A 14,849-nucleotide genomic window follows, 5' to 3' on the forward strand; every position below is an offset into this window, starting at 1 on the left:
AAGAGATGGTGATGCCAGGTGACAACGTGTCGATCACGGTGAAGTTGATCCACCCGATTGCGATGGAAGAGGGCTTGCGCTTTGCTATCCGTGAAGGTGGCAAGACGGTTGGTGCCGGTGTGGTTGCTAAGATCATTGCTTAATTGAGGAATCACCATGTCCTCTAAGCAAAAAATCCGCATCCGCCTCAAAGCATTTGACTACAAGCTGATCGACCAGTCGGCTGCTGAAATTGTTGACACGGCTAAGCGCACAGGTGCAATTGTCAAAGGTCCTGTGCCTTTGCCAACCCGCATGAAGCGTTTTGACATCTTGCGTTCACCGCACGTCAACAAGACCAGCCGTGACCAGCTCGAAATTCGTACACACCAGCGTTTGATGGACATCGTGGACCCTACGGATAAAACCGTGGATGCTTTGATGAAGCTCGACTTGCCAGCAGGTGTGGACGTCGAAATTAAGTTGCAGTAATGCATTTTGGGGCAGGTCTAAAGCCTGCCCCAGCAGTCGCACACAAGGGTAGTTGCCCTTGGTGCGACTTTCGCGATATACTCGCGGGCTCTGCACATATTGTGTGGGGATTTATCAACCGTCTTTCACATCAAAACGTGGCTGCCAATTGAAGTGGCTACGGTGAGAGTTTTGGAGAAAACAATGAGTCAAAGCATCCGTTTGGGGTTGCTGGGCCGCAAGGTGGGCATGATGCGTCTGTTCACTGATGATGGGGACGCAGTTCCTGTCACGGTGTTGGATGTGTCCAACAACCGCGTGACCCAGGTGAAAACCCAAGAAAACGACGGCTATGTGGCCTTGCAGGTCACATTCGGTTCGCGCAAAGCTTCGCGCGTGACCAAGCCTATGGCTGGCCACCTTGCGAAAGCAGGCGTCGAAGCCGGCGAAATTATCCAAGAATTTCAAGTGTCCGCTGACACCGCTGCCAAGTACGCCATGGGCGCCACTGTGCCGGTGACAGATGTGTTTGCTGTGGGCCAAAAGGTGGACGTGCAAGGCACGACCATTGGTAAAGGATTTGCTGGCACCATCAAGCGTCACCACTTCAAGTCACAGCGCGCATCGCACGGTAACAGCCGTTCGCACAACGTGCCTGGCTCGATTGGTATGGCACAAGATCCTGGTCGCGTGTTCCCAGGTAAGCGCATGTCAGGCCACTTGGGCGCCGACATCGTGACCACTCAAAACCTCGACGTGATTCGCATTGACGAAGCGCGCCAACTGTTGTTGATCCGTGGCGCTGTCCCTGGTTCGGCCGGTGGCTTCGTGACTGTGCGTCCTGCCGTCAAAGCTAAAGGAGCGAACTGATGCAGCTCGAACTCCTGAACGACCAAGGTTTGGCCGCTTCCAAAGTGGATGCGCCTGAAACTGTGTTCGGTCGTGAATACAACGAAGATTTGGTTCACCAGATCGTGGTGGCTTACCAAGCGAATGCGCGTCAAGGCACCCGTGCCCAAAAAGACCGTGAGCAGGTCAAGCACTCCACCAAGAAGCCGTTCAAACAAAAAGGTACGGGTCGCGCTCGTGCTGGTATGACGTCTTCGCCTCTGTGGCGTGGCGGCGGTCGGATTTTCCCGAACAGCCCCGAAGAGAACTTCACCCAGAAGATCAACAAGAAGATGTACCGTGCTGGTATGGCTTCGATCTTCTCGCAGTTGGCCCGCGAAGGTCGTCTGGCTGTGGTGGATTCGCTCACAGTTGATGCCCCCAAAACCAAATTACTGGCGGCCAAATTCAAGGCGATGAACCTTGAGTCGGTGCTGGTGATTGCTGATGAAGTTGATGACAACTTGTACTTGGCCTCGCGCAACCTGCCTAACGTGCTGGTGGTTGAGCCTCGTTACGCAGACCCTCTGTCTCTGGTGCACTACAAAAAGGTGCTCGTGACCAAGGCTGCCATCGACAAACTCAAGGAGATGTTCGCATGAGCCACGGACACAAAAAAACCAAGTTTGACGAAGGTCGCTTGATGCAAGTGCTGGTCGCACCCGTGGTGTCTGAAAAGGCCACCACGGTTGCTGAAAAAAGCAATGCCGTGACGTTCAAAGTGCTGCAAGACGCCAGCAAGCCCGAGATCAAAGCAGCTGTTGAGCTGATGTTCAAGGTCGAAGTGCAAGGCGTTTCTGTGGTGAACACCAAAGGCAAAACCAAGCGTTTTGGCAAATCCATCGGTCGTCGCGACAACGTGCGCAAGGCCTATGTAACGCTCAAAGCCGGTCAAGAACTGAACATCTCTGGGGAGGCCGCTTAATCATGGCAGTCATCAAGATGAAACCTACCTCACCAGGCCAACGTGGCGTGGTGAAGGTTACCCGTGATCACCTGCATAAAGGTGAGCCCTACGCTCCGTTGCTGGAACCCCAGCACCAAAAATCGGGTCGTAACAACAACGGTCACATCACCACCCGTCACAAGGGCGGTGGCCACAAGCACCACTACCGCGTGGTGGATTTTCGTCGCACAAAAGACGGCATTCCTGCAAAAGTGGAACGCATCGAATACGACCCTAACCGTACTGCCCACATCGCTTTGGTGTGTTATGCAGACGGCGAGCGTCGCTACATCATTGCTCCCCGTGGTTTGGAAGTTGGCGCATCGTTGATGAGCGGTTCGGAAGCCCCGATCCGTGCAGGCAACACATTGCCCATCCGCAATATTCCTGTGGGTTCCACCATTCACTGCATCGAATTGCAAGTCGGCAAAGGCGCTCAAATCGCCCGCTCGGCAGGTACTTCGGCCACTTTGTTGGCGCGTGAAGGCACTTACGCTCAAGTGCGTATGCGCTCAGGTGAAGTCCGCAAAATCCACATCGAATGCCGCGCCACCATTGGTGAAGTTGCAAACGAAGAACACAGCCTTCGCCAATTGGGTAAAGCAGGTGTCAAGCGCTGGATGGGTATTCGCCCAACCGTGCGTGGCGTTGCTATGAACCCAGTCGACCACCCACACGGTGGTGGTGAAGGTCGCACCGGTGAAGGCCGTCATGCAGTCGATCCGTGGGGTAACCTGACCAAAGGCTACCGTACCCGTAACAACAAACGCACACAAGTGATGATTGTGTCGCGTCGCAAAAAGTAAGGGGTAACAAATGACTCGCTCTCTCAAAAAGGGTCCGTTTGTTGACCATCACTTGGTGGCCAAGGTCGACAAGGCTGTCACCAACAAAGACAAAAAACCAGTGAAAACTTGGTCGCGTCGTTCCATGATCTTGCCCGAGTTCATCGGCTTGACCATTGCTGTGCACAACGGCAAACAACACGTCCCTGTTTACATCACCGACCAAATGGTGGGCCACAAGCTGGGCGAATTCGCCTTGACGCGCACCTTCAAAGGTCACCCCGCGGACAAAAAAGTCCAGAAGAAATAAGGAAAGACCATGGAAACACGTGCAGTCCTTAGGGGCGTCCGTCTGTCGGTCGACAAAGGCCGTCTGGTAGCCGACATGATTCGCGGCAAAAAAGTTGACCAGGCTCTGAACATCCTGACGTTCACGCAGAAAAAAGCTGCAGGTATCGTCAAGAAGGTTTTGGAATCTGCGATTGCCAATGCTGAACACAACGATGGTGCTGACATCGACGAGTTGAAGGTGAAAACCATCTACGTCGAACAAGGTGCCACGCTCAAGCGCTTTACCGCCCGCGCCAAAGGCCGCGGCAACCGTATCAGCAAGCCCACGTGCCATGTGTACGTGACGGTTGGCAACTGAAAGGTATAGAAAGACATGGGACAGAAAATCCACCCCACAGGCTTTCGCCTTGCAGTTAGCCGCAACTGGGCAAGCCGTTGGTATGCCAACAACCGTGACTTCGCCGGGATGCTGGCTGAAGACATCAAAGTGCGTGAGTACCTCAAAGCGAAGTTGAAAAACGCCGCTGTGTCTCGCGTGCTGATCGAGCGTCCTGCCAAAAACGCACGCATCACCATTTTCTCGGCTCGTCCGGGCGTGGTGATCGGCAAGAAAGGCGAAGACATCGAGAACTTGAAGAAAGAACTCGCCATTCGCTTGGGCGTGCCTGTTGCCGTGAACATCGAAGAAGTGCGTAAGCCTGAAATCGATGCTCAATTGATTGCTGACAGCATCACCCAACAGCTCGAAAAGCGCATCATGTTCCGTCGCGCCATGAAGCGCGCCATGCAAAACGCCATGCGTCTGGGTGCCCAAGGCATCAAGATCATGTCGGCAGGTCGTTTGAATGGCATTGAGATCGCACGTACCGAGTGGTACCGTGAAGGTCGCGTGCCACTTCATACCCTGCGTGCAGACATCGATTACGCTACTTCTGAAGCTAAAACCACCTACGGCATCATTGGTGTCAAGGTGTGGGTTTACAAAGGCGATACCCTGGGTCGTAATGATCTGCCGGCCGCCGTGGAACCCCGTGCTGAAGAAGAGCGTCGTCCTCGCGGTCCTCGCCGTGATGCTCGCCCCACAGGCGATCGTCCAGCACGCAGCGGCGCACGCCGTCCTGCAGGGACCAATGCCGCACCAACGGATGGCAGCGATAAACCCGCTGAAGCCGCTGGTGCCCCTACAACTGCCGTCAAGCGCGTCCGCAAGGTTGCCGCGCCCGCATCCACTGGCACGGCTGCGGACGGAACAGGAGAATAAGCATGCTGCAACCAGCACGCCGTAAATACCGCAAAGAACAAAAGGGCCGCAACACCGGCATCGCTACTCGTGGCAACACCGTGGCATTTGGTGATTTCGGTCTGAAGTCCACCGATCGCGGCCGCTTGACGGCCCGCCAGATCGAGTCCGCACGTCGTGCGATCTCACGCCACGTCAAACGTGGCGGTCGTATCTGGATTCGTGTGTTCCCTGACAAACCGATTTCTCAAAAGCCTGCTGAAGTGCGTATGGGTAACGGTAAAGGTAACCCCGAGTACTACGTGGCAGAGATCCAACCCGGCAAGGTCCTCTACGAAATCGTAGGCGTTCCTGAAGAGTTGGCCCGTGAAGCCTTCCGTTTGGCCGCTGCAAAGTTGCCCTTGCGTACCACGTTCGTGGCTCGCTTGATCGGCCAGTAAATTCAGGAGAAATAAGAAATGAAAGCTGCTGAACTGCGCCAAAAAGACGTTGCAGGCCTCGAAGCCGAAGTCAAAGAGCTGCAAAAAGCCCATTTCGGCTTGCGCATGCAAAAAGGCACGCAACAACTCAACAACACGTCACAACTGCGTTCTACCCGTCGCAGCATCGCACGTGCCAAAACCATTCTTGCTGAAAAGCAAGCCGCCAAGTAAAGGAGCCCACATGACGGAAGCTAAGAAATCCCTCAAGCGCACCTTGATTGGCAAGGTGGTCAGCGACAAACGTACGAAGACAGTGACTGTGTTGGTCGAGCGCCGCGTCAAGCACGCGCTCTACGGCAAGATCGTTGCCAAGTCGAGCAAGTATCACGCGCACGACGAAACTGGTGAATACCATCTGGGCGACCTGATCGAAATCACCGAAAGCAAACCCATCTCCAAAACCAAAAACTGGGTTGCGACCCGTTTGGTTCAAAAGGCTGCTGCGGTTTAAGTCTTTAGGACCTAGGTTCTGCAAGACCTCTGAAAGCGACCCACAATGTGGGTCGCTTTTCTTTTTCCTGATCCCATTTCAATTGATAGGAGCATCCCATGATCAAAGTCGGAGACACCATTCCTCACACCACACTGATGGAATATTCTGAGGTAGAGGGTGAGGGCTGCAGCATTGGCCCCAATGCAGTGGATGTTGCCAAAGCTACTGCTGGAAAAACCATTGCATTGTTTGCATTGCCAGGTGCCTTCACGCCGACTTGCTCAGCCAAGCACGTGCCTGGTTACGTGGAAAAATTTGACCAACTCAAAGCAGCTGGCGTCGATGAAATTTGGTGCGTGAGTGTGAACGACGCATTTGTCATGGGTGCATGGGCGCGTGATCAAAAGTCCAACGGCAAAGTTCGCATGTTGGCCGATGGCAGTGCCGATTTCACCAAAGCAACAGGGTTGACGCTGGATTTGTCTGGACGCGGGATGGGCTTGCGTAGTAATCGTTATTCGATGCTGATCAAAGACGGCAAAGTTGCTGCACTGAATGTAGAGGCACCTGGTAAATTTGAAGTCAGTGATGCTGACACCATGCTGAGTTTGGCAAAAGCTTGAGTCCTGGTGCCCCAATAAAAAAGCCGCGCAATGCGCGGCTTTTTTTCATTCACTAAGGACTCAGCCGCCAAGCTGCACAAGTCGGTAGACAGCATAAGCACAAGCAACCAAAACACCAAGAGCAAATGCGCGTGACGTGATGCTGTCGCGGGAAGGGTGCGTGGTGCTAGGCAGTTGCTTATCACCGTCAATCATGGGCGTAATCAGATCTTCGTTTTTGAAAAATTTATAAAACAAAATAGAAGCAACATGCAAAACTAGTAGAAAAATAAGCAAAACTTTGCCGACTTCCGTGTGGTAATTCGTAGCAAAGGATACCCAGGCACCAGACACGAGTGACGTCAATGGTCCTGATATTGAAATCTCATCATCACTGATCAGCCCACTCGCTACTTGCAGCAACAAGATGGTCAACATCGCCAACACGGACAGTGCTCCCAGCGGGTTATGGCTGATGGACTTAGGCTGTTCTTTGCGGCGCAATGCTGCAACATAAATTTCCACGAGTTGTGGCGAAGGAAAGAAATTGACAAACCGAGACCAATGGCCACCAAACACTCCCCAGACGATGCGAAAGAAAACCAGGGTAAGAACCACATAGCCTAGCCAAAAATGAATGCGCATGGCGTCACCACCAACTTCGCCAGTGATGATGAGTCCAACGACTGACAAACCAAGGGTGAGGTGAAAAAGGCGTGTGGGCAGATCCCAAATCCGAACCGCTGATGTGGTGTGATTCATGGCAATTACCATTCCTATGTGCGCATAAGACAAAACGCCACAAAGTCCGTAAACTTAGTGCCGTCGAGCAATCCCCTATTTTGAACCTAAAGGATGACACCTATGAAGAAGTTGACCCTCGCTCTGTTGGTAGTAAGCGCCGCTACATTCAGCGTATCTGCCGCAGCACAATTTGCAAAACCGGAAGATGCCATCAAGTACCGCAAATCAGCCTTGACGGTGATGGGGGCCCATTTCGGTCGTCTAGGTGCCATGGCTCAAGGCAAGGTGCCTTTTGATGCCAAGGTCGCTGCAGACAATGCTGATATTGTGGCGAGCATGGCCAAACTGCCTTGGGCTGGCTTTGTGGAAGGATCTGACTCAGGCGATACCAAGGCCAAACCAGAAATCTGGAAACAATCTGCTAAGTTCAAAGAGGCCGCAGACAAGTTGCAAGCAGAGTCTGTGAAATTGGCTGCTGCTGCACACTCAGGAAAAGAAGATGCATTCAAATCTGCATTTAGCGCAACAGCAGGCACTTGCAAGGCCTGTCACGATGATTTCAGAGCTAAATAAACAGAGTTTCAATCATCACAGCGTAGCGCAGTCCAAGAGTACTTGCGTGAGCTCCTGCGGGGCACTGACCATTGGGTCGTGCCCCGTTGCCATTTCAACCGTACGCGAACCAGGTAACCACAACCCATCCCAAAACGCGGGATCCGTGACACGAGGCCAAATGGCATCCATTGTTGCCAAGCTCGGTTTCGTACAGCGAATGTAGGTTCGTGGGACAGAAGCGACCCGTTCGGGTGAAAAGTTCAAGACGTCGGTGTAAGGATGACCAGGATGGGGTGTTTGTCGACGACCGACCCAATCGGCGTCATCGCCACTCAAACCAAACAACTCAGGACCTGGGGCAGGAAAGCTATAGGTCGGGCTGGCTTTGGCAGCAGCCAAGCGGCCTTCACGCGTGGCACGCGTGTGTGTCGCACTCCAAGTTTCTCCTGGCTTGGGAACCATGGCGTCAACATACACCAAATGGCGCAGACGCTCATGCATGACATCTGCAACGCCAGTCCCCACCATGCCGGCATAAGAGTGAACCGCCAACACAACATCGTTGAGCTCTTCGGTGTCAATTGTGGACACGACATCTTGAATATGTGTGCTCAGGTGGATGTCCGGCGTTAACAAATGCGCGCGTTCACCGACACCTGTCAATGTGACGGCGTGGACACGGTGCCCTTGTTGTGTGAGTCGCTCTGTCACGCGTCGCCAGCACCAGGCGCCATGCCAGGCACCATGAACCAAGACAAAATTTGCCATGGGTGTACCTACTTCAAATGATGTGTTTGTTACGCAGCGTAGCCAACTCATCGGCGCTCAGATGCAGAACCTCTTGCAACACCTGCTCGGTGTGTTGTCCCAGCAAAGGTGGAGGCATGTCTCGGCGCACGGGCGTTGCACTGAGTTTGATAGGGCTCGATACCAACTCAACTGGACCGCTGGCGGGGTGTTGCCACGTGGTCACCATGTCTCGCGAACGTACATGGGGATCGGCAAATACTTCAGCCAAGTTGTTGATGGCCCCACAAGGAACTTTCGCGGCTTCTAGCGCGCTGAGCCAATCGGCTTTGCGGCGCGTCATGAAAATCGCTTCCAGTTGTGGGACCAAGATGTCGCGGTGGCGCACGCGATCTGCATTTTTAGCAAACCTTGGATCACTGGCCAATTCCGGATGACCCGCGACAGCACAGAACTTGGCGAATTGACCATCGTTGCCGACAGCCAAAATCAAATGGTCTTTGTGGCCATCTTCGGCGGGGGCCACTTCAAAGACTTGGTAGGGGACGATGTTTTGATGTGCGTTGCCAGAGCGTCCTGGTACTTTGCCTTCCTTTTGTCCGGCTACCAAATAATTGGCGCCCAGATTAGCCAGCATCGCCACCTGGGTGTCGAGCAAGGCCATGTCAACATACTGACCTTGCCCTGTCTTTTCGGCATGACGCAATGCAGCCAAGATGCCCACGGTGGCATACATGCCAGTGAACAAATCGGCAACAGCCACGCCTACCTTTTGGGGCCCACCGCCCAAGTCATCACGCTCGCCCGTGATGCTCATCAAGCCGCCCATGCCTTGTACTGCGTAGTCGTACCCTGCGCGCTCACGATAAGGGCCCGTTTGGCCGAAACCTGTCACGCTGCAATAGACCAAACGCGGATGCAGCTTGGACAACGAGGCGTAGTCCAGCCCATAACGCGCCATATCGCCCACTTTGAAGTTCTCGATGAACACATCACAAGACATGACCAGCTTGCGGATCAAGGCTTGCCCTTCAGGGGTGGCGATGTCACAGGTGACCGAGCGCTTGTTGCGGTTGGTACCCAGGTAATACGCAGCGTCTCGGGTATCCGCACCCGATGGGTCCTTGAGGAAAGGCGGGCCCCATCCACGTGTGTCATCGCCTGCGCCGGGGCGCTCGATCTTGATCACGTCTGCGCCTAAATCGGCCAAAGTTTGTGTGCACCAAGGACCCGCGAGTACGCGCGACAAGTCCAAGATGCGAATGCCTTCAAGTGAGTTCATGTGCAAATTGTCGGGCAAATTTTGTTTTGTCGGCTCTCAGCAGTCTCACATGTCATCTTTGAGCAGTTGGTTGTATCACTCGCACCAGATAATGTGCGCTATGACAAAAAGTTGGGTTTACTTGCTATGTGCCATGGCTGTGTGTGTTTGCACCGCCTGTACTCCGGCTTTGAATTGGCGTGAGGTACGGTTTGACGCAGGGGATGTCGTCGTGTTGATGCCATGCAAACCGGATCAAGCCGTGCGCAATATTTTGTTGCAGTCAGGACAAGATGCCCTTCCAGCCAGTCTGCAACTGCAGGGGTGTGAAGCCAGTGACTTGCAATTCACTTTTGGGCAAATCGCATTGCCCGCAGGAGTTTTGCCAGACGTGATGTTGAACGCCTGGCAACAAGCCAGCCTGACACCTTTGAGTGTGCGTACACAGGACGCGCTCACACAGCCCTGGGCTTTGGCTGGCGCCGTATCAGCGCCTCAGGCGGTACGCAGTCGGGTCAAAACAGCCGCGCTTCAAGTTGAATTTGGATGGTTCATGCATGGCAACAAGCTGTACCAAGTAGCGATGTATGGCGCGGCCAAAACGAAGTCGTTCGACGAAACCGCAGACGTTTATTTTTCAGGAATTAAATTGCAATGAACAACGATGTGTTGCCGCGTCGTGCGGCTGTCTGGGTGTTTGTGGCGTTTGCATCGGCTTACTTTTTGTCAGCGCTCTTGCGTGCGATCACTGCCACACTCTCGCCTGGACTGACCGTTGAGTTTGGCCTACACGCCCAAGACTTGGGGTTGTTGGCTGGGGGCTATTTCTTGGGCTTTGCTGCCACTCAGTTGCCGATGGGGCATTGGTTGGATCAGCGAGGACCCAAAAAAGTCGTGCAAGCTTTTTTGGGCGTTGCCGTGCTCGGCTGCCTGGCGTTTGCCTGGTCAACCAGCTTTAGCGGTTTGTTGTTGGCGCGTGTTTTGATTGGCGTTGGTGTCAGCGCCTGCTTGATGGCGCCTTTGACGGGCTATCGACGCTGGCTGGTATTGGACAAACAACAACGAGCAAATTCTTGGATGTTGATGACCGGCTCTTTAGGCATGTTGGCCTCTACTTTGCCCGTGCAGTGGTTGCTGCCTTTGACCGGATGGCGCTGGATGTTTGTGGGGTTGGCTTTTTTGCTGGTGCTCTCCATGTGGTTGATGCGCTGGCAAGTTCCCGAGTGGCGCACGGCACCGTCGCATACCACCGATGACCACGCTGCAAGTCGACCCGCGTCCAAAGGGATCTTGGCGAGTTATAGCCAAGTTTGGCAGACGCCTTATTTCAGAAGTTTGGTGCCCATGGGCTTTTTTAGCTACGGCGGGTTGATTGCAATGCAAACCCTGTGGGCCGGGCCTTGGATGGTCAAGGTCGCAGGCTACACCCCTTTGGAAGCCGCAACAGGTCTCTTTTGGGTGAACGTCTCGATGTTGGTCACCTTTTGGTTGTGGGGGTTGGTGACACCGAGTCTGTATGCGCGTGGCTTTACGGCCAATCAACTCATGACTTATGGCGTACCCATCAATTTTTGCGTTCAGCTCTACATCATCTTGTCTGGCGCAGATGCAGGTGCTTTGTCCTGGGCCTTGTTTTGCATCAGCAGCAGCTTCGTTGCGCTATCCCAACCTGCCGTGGGCATGTCATTTCCCCCGGCATTGGCTGGACGTGCTTTGTCAGCTTATAACTTGGTGTTGTTTTTGGGCGTCTTTGTTGTGCAATGGGGGATCGGCTTGATGATCGATGCATTCAAGTCGGGCGGCCTCGATGAGCCACAAGCGTTCAGGGCATCCATTGCAGTTTTTCTGGTCTGTTGCATTGTTGCTTATGCGTACTTTCTTAAACATAAGTCAGACCGTCGATAATCTGTTGTAACCGTCTATCTCGTTTATGAGCAACAGCATTTTTATCATCGCGCACGCACCCCTGGCTCAGGCCCTGCGTGATTGTGCTTTGCATGTGTATCCGGAGTGCGCTCAATCGGTGATTGCCATTGATGTGTTGCCCAACGCCGAGCCGGAAGAAACCTTGGTGGCCGCTCGCAAAGCACTTGCTGATGTTGCAGACGAGGGCGTATTGGTGTTGACCGATATTTTTGGTGCGACGCCTGCCAATGTGGCGCAAAAGCTGGTGGCGGGCAGCCATGCCAAGCTCATTGCCGGTGTGAATTTGCCCATGCTTTTTCGAACCGTTTGCTACAGGCATGAGCCCTTGGATGCTTTGGTGGCGCGTGCCTTGACCGGTGGCACCCAAGGCGTCATGCAAGTGGCCATCACCGCCCCTCAGAATCAGAATCAGAACCGTAGAACCCATGATCACAACCATCGCGACCATCAGCAATAAATTAGGCTTGCATGCCCGTGCGTCTGCCAAGCTCACCAAATTGGCCGGTAGTTTTCCGTGCGAGGTATGGATCAGCAAAGGCGACCGCCGCGTGAATGCCAAAAGCATCATGGGTGTGATGATGCTTGCTGCCGGAATAGGCAGCGAAGTGGAGCTCGAAACCGACGGCGAGCAAGCACAAGAAGCGATGGATGCTTTGTTGGCTTTGATCAACGACAAGTTTGGTGAAGGTGAGTAAGGTTCTCGCATGACATTTGCCATTCACGGTCTTGCAGTTGCACGCGGCATTGCCATTGGACGCGCCGTTCTTGTGGCGTCGAGTCGTGTGGATGTCGCACACTATTTCATTGAACCTACGCAGGTAGACGCAGAGTTGCGTCGTTTGGCCAAAGCACGCATGGCGGTGCAATCTGAGCTGCAAACCCTGCACGACACCTTGCCCAAAGATGCGCCACCAGAGCTGGCGGCTATCTTGGAGGTACACCTCATGTTGCTGCAAGACAGCATGTTGGCTGAGGGTGTTACACACTGGGTCAAAGACCGGCTCTACAACGCAGAGTGGGCTCTGACCTCGCAACTGGATGTGGTGGCGCGTCAGTTTGACGAGATGGATGATCCGTACTTGCGTGAGCGCAAGGGTGATTTAGAACAAGTGGTCGAGCGTTTGTTGCGGCACATCAAAGGCGTGGCACATCACGTGGTGCCTACGGTGGCACACAAGCGCCAAGGTGCATCGCGGCAACAAGACTTGCAGCTTGAAGACAGCATGGATGTGCCATTGGTTTTGGTGGCACATGACTTGTCGCCGGCTGACATGCTGCAATTCAAGCAAAGTGTGTTTACCGGATTCGTAACCGATGTGGGCGGTAAAACATCGCATACAGCCATCGTTGCGCGCAGTTTGGATATTCCTGCCGTGGTTGGTGCGCGTACTGCCAGTCAGTTGGTGCGGCAAGATGACTGGATCATCATCGACGGTGACGCGGGCGTGGTGATCGTCAATCCCTCGCCCATCATCTTGGCTGAATACGGCTTCAAGCAACGCCAGGCAGAGTTGGAGCGCGAGCGCCTTTCCCGGTTGCGACATACGCCTGCTGTGACCCTGGATGGGCAACGGGTGGAGCTGTTGGCGAACATTGAAATGCCCGAAGACTCTCCGGCTGCGCTGGATGTGGGTGCTGTGGGCGTGGGCTTGTTCCGCAGCGAGTTTTTGTTCATGGGGCGAGTCGGATCACTGCCTGATGAGCAAGAGCAATACCTGGCCTACCGTCGTGCAGTAGAAGGCATGAAGGGATTGCCCGTGACCATTCGAACCGTAGATATCGGCGCGGACAAACCCCTGGACCGATCGTTGAAAGACGAGTCGCATCTCAACCCCGCCTTAGGTTTGCGTGCTATCCGTTGGAGCCTCGCTGATCCAGCGATGTTTTTGACACAACTTCGCGCCATTTTGAGGGCTGCGGCACATGGGCAAGTGCACTTGTTGATTCCGATGTTGGCGCACGCCCGCGAGATCAAGCAAACCTTTGCCTTGCTTGAGCAAGCACGCGCTCAGTTGGATGCCCGCGGCGAAGCGTTTGGTCCGCTCAAGGTGGGGGCCATGATCGAAGTTCCCGCCGCCGCACTGAGCGTGAAAATGTTCTTGCGCTACTTCGACTTTTTGTCGATTGGCACCAATGACTTGATTCAATACACCTTGGCCATCGACCGTGCGGATGAGTCAGTGGCTCATTTGTATGACCCGCTGCATCCGGCGGTGCTGCGGCTAGTTGCCGACACCATGGCCGAATGCCGCGTTCAAGGAAAGAGCGTGAGTGTGTGCGGCGAAATGGCTGGAGACCCCGCACTCACTCGTCTATTGCTAGGTTTGGGGTTGCGCAGCTTTTCAATGCATCCCACCCAAATTCTCGCGGTCAAGCAAGAAGTGCTGCGTGCAGATACTAGCCGCCTGCAAGCTTGGGCTCAGCAAGTGCTCGCCAGCGAAGAGCCTGCAGAGTTGATGGGTGTCTAACGTCGCTGCACAAGCTCTTTTTAAACACCCGCTGCATGCGCTTGTTGGTCCGCGTGGTAACTCGAGCGGACCATTGCGCCTACGGCAGCGTGGCTGAATCCCATTTCATAGGCTTTGGCTTCAAACATTTTGAAAGTGTCTGGGTGCACATAGCGACGAACGGGGATGTGGCTGGTGCTGGGCGCTAAATATTGGCCAATCGTGAGCATGTCGATGTGGTGGGCCCGCATGTCTTGCATGACTTGCAAGATCTCTTCATCGGTTTCTCCCAGGCCCACCATCAAACCGCTTTTGGTAGGTACATGGGGGAACAAGGCTTTGAACTTCTTGAGCAAGTTCAGGCTGAATGCATAGTCGCTGCCGGGGCGCGCTTCTTTGTACAGACGCGGCACGGTTTCCATGTTGTGGTTCATGACGTCGGGTGGCGCAGCTTTCAAAATCTCTAGGGCACGGTCATCGCGGCCTCGGAAGTCAGGCACCAAAATCTCGATCTGTGTTTGAGGCGAGAGCTCACGTGTGCGACGAATGCAATCCACAAAATGCTGACTGCCGCCATCGCGCAAATCGTCACGGTCGACACTGGTGATCACCACGTATTGCAGTTTGAGTGCTGCAATGGTTTTGGCCAAGTTCTCAGGCTCACTCACATCCAATGGGTCTGGGCGTCCGTGGCCGACATCGCAAAATGGGCAGCGTCGTGTGCATTTGTCGCCCATGATCATGAACGTTGCCGTGCCTTTGCCAAAGCATTCGCCAATGTTGGGGCAGGAGGCTTCTTCGCACACGGTCACTAATTTGTTGCTACGCAACACGTCTTTGATTTCGTAAAAACGCGTGGAGGGAGAGCCCGCTTTGACGCGAATCCAATCCGGCTTTTTCAACACTTCACCTGCTTCCACCTTCACCGGAATGCGTGACAGCTTGGCTGCGGCTTTTTGTTTATCGGATGCGTTGTATGTGTCGACGCTTTGTACGTCGCGCACGACGCGGTTGTCAGGGGTGGGCATGGCAGTAAACCTGTTGTCAGGCCC

At 54.2% G+C, this 14,849-nt stretch carries 22 protein-coding genes and 1 pseudogene; 19 read left to right on the forward strand and 4 right to left on the reverse strand.

Translation table 11 applies throughout. The annotated features are described in order from the left end of the window. The 13 genes and pseudogenes from B9Z39_RS02595 to B9Z39_RS02655 all read left to right on the forward strand — a co-directional run. A pseudogene (locus B9Z39_RS02595) lies at window positions 1-143 on the forward strand (elongation factor Tu); the annotation flags it as partial. A 13-nt stretch (window positions 144-156) separates the two neighbouring features. Further along, window positions 157-471 carry a 30S ribosomal protein S10 gene (rpsJ, locus tag B9Z39_RS02600; protein WP_019426908.1) on the forward strand — a complete coding sequence of 105 codons (315 nt, stop codon included), beginning with the start codon at window positions 157-159 and terminating at the stop codon, window positions 469-471. Window positions 472-654: 183 nt separating this feature from the next. Continuing rightward, entirely contained in the window at window positions 655-1,320 is a 666-nt protein-coding gene (gene rplC, locus B9Z39_RS02605) for a 50S ribosomal protein L3 (RefSeq protein ID WP_100147408.1), read from the forward strand. Further along, window positions 1,320-1,940 (forward strand): 50S ribosomal protein L4, encoded by a 621-nt coding sequence (gene rplD / locus B9Z39_RS02610; protein WP_100147409.1) that lies wholly within the window; start codon window positions 1,320-1,322, stop codon window positions 1,938-1,940. Before rplC ends, rplD begins: the two co-directional genes overlap by 1 nt. After that, window positions 1,937-2,263, forward strand: a complete 327-nt coding sequence (gene rplW, locus B9Z39_RS02615; RefSeq protein ID WP_108300637.1) for a 50S ribosomal protein L23 — start codon at window positions 1,937-1,939, stop codon at window positions 2,261-2,263. Before rplD ends, rplW begins: the two co-directional genes overlap by 4 nt. Window positions 2,264-2,265: 2 nt before the next feature. Continuing rightward, window positions 2,266-3,090, forward strand: a complete 825-nt coding sequence (gene rplB / locus B9Z39_RS02620) for a 50S ribosomal protein L2 (RefSeq protein WP_100147411.1) — start codon at window positions 2,266-2,268, stop codon at window positions 3,088-3,090. Window positions 3,091-3,100: 10 nt separating this feature from the next. After that, window positions 3,101-3,379 carry a 30S ribosomal protein S19 gene (gene rpsS, locus B9Z39_RS02625; protein ID WP_100147412.1) on the forward strand — a complete coding sequence of 93 codons (279 nt, stop codon included), beginning with the start codon at window positions 3,101-3,103 and terminating at the stop codon, window positions 3,377-3,379. A 9-nt stretch (window positions 3,380-3,388) separates the two neighbouring features. Beyond that, the gene (gene rplV / locus B9Z39_RS02630; RefSeq protein ID WP_100147413.1) at window positions 3,389-3,718 is read left to right on the forward strand and encodes a 50S ribosomal protein L22; all 330 of its coding nucleotides are present in this window, start codon (window positions 3,389-3,391) and stop codon (window positions 3,716-3,718) included. 15 nt (window positions 3,719-3,733) lie between these two features. Further along, a complete protein-coding gene (gene rpsC, locus B9Z39_RS02635; RefSeq protein ID WP_100147414.1) occupies window positions 3,734-4,621 on the forward strand; it encodes a 30S ribosomal protein S3 in 888 nt (295 codons plus the stop codon). Between the two features lie 2 nt (window positions 4,622-4,623). Then, complete coding sequence (rplP, locus tag B9Z39_RS02640; protein WP_100147415.1) at window positions 4,624-5,040, forward strand: 50S ribosomal protein L16; 417 nt, start codon at window positions 4,624-4,626, stop codon at window positions 5,038-5,040. 18 nt (window positions 5,041-5,058) lie between these two features. Beyond that, window positions 5,059-5,253: a 50S ribosomal protein L29 gene (gene rpmC, locus B9Z39_RS02645; RefSeq protein ID WP_100147416.1), complete on the forward strand. Its 195-nt coding sequence runs from the start codon at window positions 5,059-5,061 to the stop codon at window positions 5,251-5,253. Window positions 5,254-5,263: 10 nt separating this feature from the next. Continuing rightward, window positions 5,264-5,533 (forward strand): 30S ribosomal protein S17, encoded by a 270-nt coding sequence (rpsQ, locus tag B9Z39_RS02650; protein WP_100147417.1) that lies wholly within the window; start codon window positions 5,264-5,266, stop codon window positions 5,531-5,533. Between the two features lie 98 nt (window positions 5,534-5,631). Then, a complete protein-coding gene (locus B9Z39_RS02655) occupies window positions 5,632-6,138 on the forward strand; it encodes a peroxiredoxin (RefSeq protein ID WP_100147418.1) in 507 nt (168 codons plus the stop codon). A 60-nt stretch (window positions 6,139-6,198) separates the two neighbouring features. Here the strand turns inward: B9Z39_RS02655 and B9Z39_RS02660 are convergent, their stop codons facing one another. Further along, window positions 6,199-6,879, reverse strand: coding sequence for a cytochrome b/b6 domain-containing protein (locus B9Z39_RS02660; protein WP_108300927.1), 681 nt, complete (start codon window positions 6,877-6,879; stop codon window positions 6,199-6,201). A 102-nt stretch (window positions 6,880-6,981) separates the two neighbouring features. Between B9Z39_RS02660 and B9Z39_RS02665 the strand changes: the two genes are divergently transcribed. Continuing rightward, window positions 6,982-7,434 carry a cytochrome c gene (locus B9Z39_RS02665; RefSeq protein ID WP_100147419.1) on the forward strand — a complete coding sequence of 151 codons (453 nt, stop codon included), beginning with the start codon at window positions 6,982-6,984 and terminating at the stop codon, window positions 7,432-7,434. A gap of 15 nt (window positions 7,435-7,449) precedes the next feature. Here B9Z39_RS02665 and B9Z39_RS02670 read toward each other — a convergent pair whose 3' ends face one another. Further along, a complete protein-coding gene (locus tag B9Z39_RS02670; RefSeq protein ID WP_100147420.1) occupies window positions 7,450-8,184 on the reverse strand; it encodes an alpha/beta fold hydrolase in 735 nt (244 codons plus the stop codon). 13 nt (window positions 8,185-8,197) lie between these two features. Then, window positions 8,198-9,445 (reverse strand): CaiB/BaiF CoA-transferase family protein, encoded by a 1,248-nt coding sequence (locus B9Z39_RS02675; RefSeq protein WP_108300638.1) that lies wholly within the window; start codon window positions 9,443-9,445, stop codon window positions 8,198-8,200. Window positions 9,446-9,545: 100 nt separating this feature from the next. On the opposite strand from B9Z39_RS02675, the gene B9Z39_RS02680 reads away from it, so the two are divergent. Genes B9Z39_RS02680 through ptsP form a run of 5 tightly spaced genes read left to right on the forward strand, consistent with a single transcriptional unit; the run spans window position 9,546 to window position 13,818 of the window. Next, window positions 9,546-10,082, forward strand: a complete 537-nt coding sequence (locus tag B9Z39_RS02680; RefSeq protein WP_158269442.1) for a hypothetical protein — start codon at window positions 9,546-9,548, stop codon at window positions 10,080-10,082. Further along, window positions 10,079-11,329 (forward strand): MFS transporter, encoded by a 1,251-nt coding sequence (locus B9Z39_RS02685; RefSeq protein WP_108300640.1) that lies wholly within the window; start codon window positions 10,079-10,081, stop codon window positions 11,327-11,329. Before B9Z39_RS02680 ends, B9Z39_RS02685 begins: the two co-directional genes overlap by 4 nt. A 25-nt stretch (window positions 11,330-11,354) precedes the next feature. Further along, a complete protein-coding gene (locus B9Z39_RS02690; RefSeq protein ID WP_100147424.1) occupies window positions 11,355-11,807 on the forward strand; it encodes a PTS sugar transporter subunit IIA in 453 nt (150 codons plus the stop codon). Beyond that, on the forward strand, window positions 11,776-12,045 hold the full coding sequence (locus tag B9Z39_RS02695) for an HPr family phosphocarrier protein (protein WP_100147425.1): 270 nt from the start codon (window positions 11,776-11,778) through the stop codon (window positions 12,043-12,045). The genes B9Z39_RS02690 and B9Z39_RS02695 overlap by 32 nt, the downstream gene beginning before the upstream one ends. A 9-nt stretch (window positions 12,046-12,054) precedes the next feature. After that, on the forward strand, window positions 12,055-13,818 hold the full coding sequence (ptsP, locus tag B9Z39_RS02700) for a phosphoenolpyruvate--protein phosphotransferase (RefSeq protein ID WP_100147426.1): 1,764 nt from the start codon (window positions 12,055-12,057) through the stop codon (window positions 13,816-13,818). Between the two features lie 20 nt (window positions 13,819-13,838). Here the strand turns inward: ptsP and lipA are convergent, their stop codons facing one another. Next, the gene (lipA, locus tag B9Z39_RS02705) at window positions 13,839-14,825 is read right to left on the reverse strand and encodes a lipoyl synthase (RefSeq protein WP_108300641.1); all 987 of its coding nucleotides are present in this window, start codon (window positions 14,823-14,825) and stop codon (window positions 13,839-13,841) included. Window positions 14,826-14,849 lie beyond the last annotated feature (24 nt).

Origin of the sequence: Limnohabitans sp. JirII-29 (assembly GCF_003063395.1) — a bacterium.
In the GTDB taxonomy this organism is placed as follows: domain Bacteria; phylum Pseudomonadota; class Gammaproteobacteria; order Burkholderiales; family Burkholderiaceae_C; genus Limnohabitans.